This is a genomic window from Serratia sp. 506_PEND (assembly GCF_001076875.1).
GTDB classification, from domain to species: domain Bacteria; phylum Pseudomonadota; class Gammaproteobacteria; order Enterobacterales; family Enterobacteriaceae; genus Serratia; species Serratia marcescens.
Map to the genome: position 1 here is coordinate 1 of NZ_JVEL01000165.1, position 4,556 is coordinate 4,556.

The window sequence follows — 4,556 nt, forward strand, 5'->3', positions numbered from 1 at the left end:
AAGTCAGTTGCTCTACCTACTGAGCTAAGCCGGCATCAAGTGCAGCGCATTCTAGGTAGAGCGGGCGACCTATGCAACAAAAAAATTGCTTTACGCGCACTTTCGCTCATAAATCAGTCAATTTTGCATACTGTCATGCAATTTGCAGCCTGCGGCGTGCAAACATTCATCACTCGCGGCAATCATTCTCTACAATTTTATCCACTTTTTGCAAGCCTTGAGCGCCGCTTTCTCCGTGTCGGGCTTCTCAAAACACTTAACCCGCGATGGTAAACTGTGAGCGGGATCGATGCACCAAAAAGGGGATCCCTGCCCCGGACTGCGGCGTGGGCTACACTGATCCCTCGCCCTTTTGCCGTCGCCATGCCTTTCGCCGCTGTGGCTCAGTTATTGCTTCTCTTCATTACCCCCATCCCAGGAGGAATGACCGATGAAAATAGTGCCTATCAACGCCGCTACGTTGCCGATTTACCGCGATGAGTTGGCCCGCCTGTTGACCGATGCCGTCACGCACGGCGCTTCTGTCGGTTACGACACCTTAATTCCCCACGAAGACGCCGAGAGCTACTTCCACAGTCTGCGACCGGCCTTGGCCAAAGGTGAACTGCTGCTGTGGATTGCCCGTGACGATCGCGGCGTCGTTGGCACCGTGCAACTCGAGCTTTGCCAGAAGCCGAACGGCCGTAATCGTGCGGAGGTGGTGAAGCTGTTGGTGCATAGCCGCGCTCGCCGCAACGGCGTAGGTCAGGCTCTGATGAAAACGCTGGAGTACGCGGCACTGCAGCAGCAACGCGGGCTATTGTATCTGGATACGCAGGCCGGTTCGGCGGCAGAAGCGCTTTATCGCAGCTTGGGTTATCGCTGTTTGGGCGAGCTGCCGGATTATGCAGCGGGCCCCGATGGGCATTACCATCCGACCGTCATTTATTACAAACGTCTGTTCACCGTAAATCAACCTTCGCGCGCTATCGCCAGTTAGTCTTCAGGCGGTATCCGGCTCTGATGATACCGCCTTGCAACCCCGCTTTATCAACTGCGCGCCGCTTCGCACAATTGACATAAACTGCTGCCTATCGACAACTTTTGCGAAAAAAGTCTACGCCAAAAACGAAGCTGTCTATAATATGCAGCTTGTTTATTCTCTGGAGTTGGCGTCCGGCGCCTTTCCCAACCTGCGTTAACAGGCAGAATTTGGCTTATGATAAAAAGAGATCAATCTTTAGCAACGCCTTACCTACAGTTCGATCGTACCCAATGGGCTGCGTTGCGAGATTCGGTGCCGCTGACGTTGTCGGAAGAAGAGATCGTTAAACTGAAAGGGATTAACGAAGATCTCTCGTTGGAAGAAGTTGCGCAGATTTATCTGCCGCTGTCACGACTGTTGAACTTCTATATCAGTTCCAACCTGCGCCGACAGGCGGTGCTCGAGCAATTCCTCGGCACCGACGGGCAAAAGATTCCCTATGTCATCGGCATCGCCGGCAGCGTAGCCGTAGGTAAGAGCACAACCGCACGTCTGTTGCAGGCGTTGTTGAGCCGTTGGCCAGAACACCGCAGCGTTGAGTTGATCACGACCGACGGCTTCTTGCACCCTAATAAGGTGCTGAACGAACGCGGCCTGATGAAGAAAAAAGGCTTCCCGCAGTCTTACGATATGCATAGCCTGGTGAAATTCGTGTCGGAAGTGAAATCCGGCGCCAAACGCGTCACCGCCCCGGTTTATTCCCATTTGATCTATGACGTCGTGCCCGAAGGTAATAAAGTCATCGAGCAACCGGATATTCTGATCCTGGAAGGGCTTAACGTATTGCAAAGCGGTATGGATTATCCTCACGATCCGCATCGCGTATTCGTTTCCGACTTTGTCGACTTCTCTATATATGTCGATGCGCCGGAGACGCTATTGCAAAGCTGGTATATCAATCGTTTTCTGAAATTCCGTCAGGGCGCATTTTCCAATCCCGATTCTTATTTCCATAATTATTCAAAATTGCCGGAACCGGAGGCGATTAATATCGCCACGCAATTATGGAATGAAATCAATGGATTGAATTTGCAGCAGAACATACTGCCTACGCGCGAACGCGCGAGCCTGATTATGACCAAAAGCGCCAACCATGCCGTTGAAAGCGTGCGTTTAAGAAAATAAGCCTACCGAACGATCAAGGGGACGCTACCGTCCCCTTGTCTTTTCTCACTATTCCGCGCTGCGCAGCGATATCTCTCCGCCGATAAAAGGTTTGATTTCCCCGTCCTGTTCCAGCAGCAGTGCGCCCTGCGAATCGATACCCCGGGCGATACCCACAATCTGTCGCTCGCCAATCAGCAGTTTGACCGGTCTGTCGATAAAGTTATCCAAGGTACGCCAGCGACCGATAAAGGGCGCCAGTCCGTCTATCTCAAACTGTTTCAATGACTGACGCAGTTCATTAAGCAGAGTTGCAGCCAGTTCATTGCGATCGATCTGAATTCCCGCTTCCTGTAGGTTAATCCATCCCTGAGTAATGGCGCTGGCATTGGTATCACGCATCGCCAGGTTGATGCCGGCGCCGATGACCAGTTGAGCCGCATCGCCAGTTTTTCCCGTCAATTCGACCAGGATCCCCGCCAATTTACGATCGTTCAGATAAAGATCGTTAGGCCACTTCACGCGTACATCAGCCGCACCGAGACGCTGCAAGACCTCCGCCATCACCATCCCGATCACCAAGCTGAGCCCCATCGCCGCTGCCGGCCCCTGCTCCAGTCGCCAGAACATCGACAGATATAAATTAGCGCCGAATGGCGAGATCCACTGCCGCCCGCGGCGCCCACGTCCTGCCTGTTGGTATTCAGCGACGCAGGCATCACCAGAGTGCAATTCGTCGATGCGGTCCAGCAAGTATTGGTTGGTGGAATCGACCACCGGCAACACGCTTACACGCTTGTCTTCCAGCAGGCTGAGGATTCGCTTGGCTTCCAACAGCTGGATGGCGCCAGGCAGGCTATAGCCTTTTCCGGGCACGGTAAAGACATCCAGTCCCCATTCGCGAATGGTCTGAATATGCTTATTGATCGCCGCGCGACTCATGCCCAGTGACTCACCGAGGTGTTCACCGGAATGGAATTCGCCGTCAGCCAGCAGCGCGATCAGTTTTAACGGAACCTTGGTATCTTTCATGACAGCACCGCCACGGCATTCAGTTCACCGGTCGCGCCAATAAAACGCACCTCAGGTTCCAGCCACACGCCGAATTTATCGGCCACCGACTTGCGCACGTGGCGCGCCAATGCCACCACATCCTGACTGTGGGCGTTGTCGATGTTCACCAGCACCAACGCTTGCTGGCGGTGTACCGCGGCGCCACCGATACGATATCCTTTCAGTTCGCATTGATCGATAAGCCATCCGGCGGCCAGCTTCACCTGGCCATCCTGCTGTGGATAATGCGGCATGCCGGGATATTTAGCGATGAGTTCTGCGGCTTTCTCTGCGTTCACCAGCGGATTCTTGAAGAAGCTGCCGGCATTGCCGGTTTCACGCGGATCGGGCAGCTTGCTGCGGCGCATGGCGCATACGGATTCAAATACCTGAAGTGGCGTCACCGTGGCAGGATCCAGCTTGGCCAGATCGCCGTAGCTCAATTTGGGTTGCCACTGTTTGTTGAGACGCAGACCTAACCCGACAATGACATGCCCGGTCTGGAAACGGTGTTTGAAAATACTTTCCCGGTAGCCAAAACCACACTCGGCAGCCGGAATACGATCGATAGCGCCGGTAGAGAAGTCCAGCAGATCGACATACTCGCAGACGTCTTTCAATTCGACGCCGTAGGCGCCGATGTTCTGGATAGGGGCGGAACCGGCCAATCCAGGAATCAACGCCAGGTTTTCCAGGCCGCAGATCCCAGCCTGCAGCGTATATTGCACCAGGTCATGCCAATTTTCACCGGAGCTGACGTGGAGATACCAGGCATCGTTATCTTCCCGAACATCAATACCCTTCAACTGATTGACCATTACTGTGCCAGAAAAATCCTCCAGGAACAGCACGTTGCTACCTTCACCGAGAATCAGCAACGGCTCCTGACGCTTGCGCGTTTGTTGCCACACCTTGAGCATCAGCTCAATTCTATCGGCCATGATCAGGTGCGCTGCGTTGACCGGGAGCGCAAACGTATTGTGGTTTTTTAAAGACGCGCTTTCAGTAGACATAACGTTCAGTACCCATACGGAAATAATCTTTCGCCTAGTCTACTCGATTCGAGGCGTCTGGCTAATATTTGTTTTAATTAACGTGAAATTTATCGACTAATACACTGAAGAATTAAGATTTATCTTTGATATAACCGGATAATTCTCATCAGTCTGTTCATAGATAGCTATTTTTATTATTTAAATAATAATCTGGAACTATCAATTATATATTTAGATGGCTATTTCCCTAGCAAAGAAACATTATTCTTCATTATAAGAATAAGTTACACATGCCCAAAAAGGCATTTTTCAAAGTAATAGATACTGTCAGGATATTTATTTTACGCATAGCAAAAAGCCCTGAACGTCAGTTCAGGGCT

At 52.0% G+C, this 4,556-nt stretch carries 5 protein-coding genes; 3 read left to right on the forward strand and 2 right to left on the reverse strand.

What is annotated here, in order from left to right; genetic code table 11:
• The 3 genes from ADK28_RS32675 to coaA form a co-directional block, all read left to right on the forward strand.
• Nucleotides 1-273: hypothetical protein (locus ADK28_RS32675; protein ID WP_204375364.1), on the forward strand; the 273-nt coding region annotated here is incomplete at its 5' end.
• A gap of 157 nt (nucleotides 274-430) precedes the next feature.
• Nucleotides 431-979, forward strand: a complete 549-nt coding sequence (locus ADK28_RS04155) for a GNAT family N-acetyltransferase (RefSeq protein WP_004929422.1) — start codon at nucleotides 431-433, stop codon at nucleotides 977-979.
• 219 nt (nucleotides 980-1,198) lie between these two features.
• Complete coding sequence (gene coaA / locus ADK28_RS04160) at nucleotides 1,199-2,149, forward strand: type I pantothenate kinase (protein WP_025304936.1); 951 nt, start codon at nucleotides 1,199-1,201, stop codon at nucleotides 2,147-2,149.
• A gap of 48 nt (nucleotides 2,150-2,197) precedes the next feature.
• On the opposite strand, the gene birA is transcribed toward coaA, so the two are convergent.
• Complete coding sequence (birA, locus tag ADK28_RS04165; RefSeq protein WP_004929427.1) at nucleotides 2,198-3,160, reverse strand: bifunctional biotin--[acetyl-CoA-carboxylase] ligase/biotin operon repressor BirA; 963 nt, start codon at nucleotides 3,158-3,160, stop codon at nucleotides 2,198-2,200.
• Complete coding sequence (gene murB / locus ADK28_RS04170) at nucleotides 3,157-4,194, reverse strand: UDP-N-acetylmuramate dehydrogenase (RefSeq protein WP_016929435.1); 1,038 nt, start codon at nucleotides 4,192-4,194, stop codon at nucleotides 3,157-3,159. The genes birA and murB overlap by 4 nt, the downstream gene beginning before the upstream one ends.
• Between the last annotated feature and the right edge of the window lie 362 nt (nucleotides 4,195-4,556).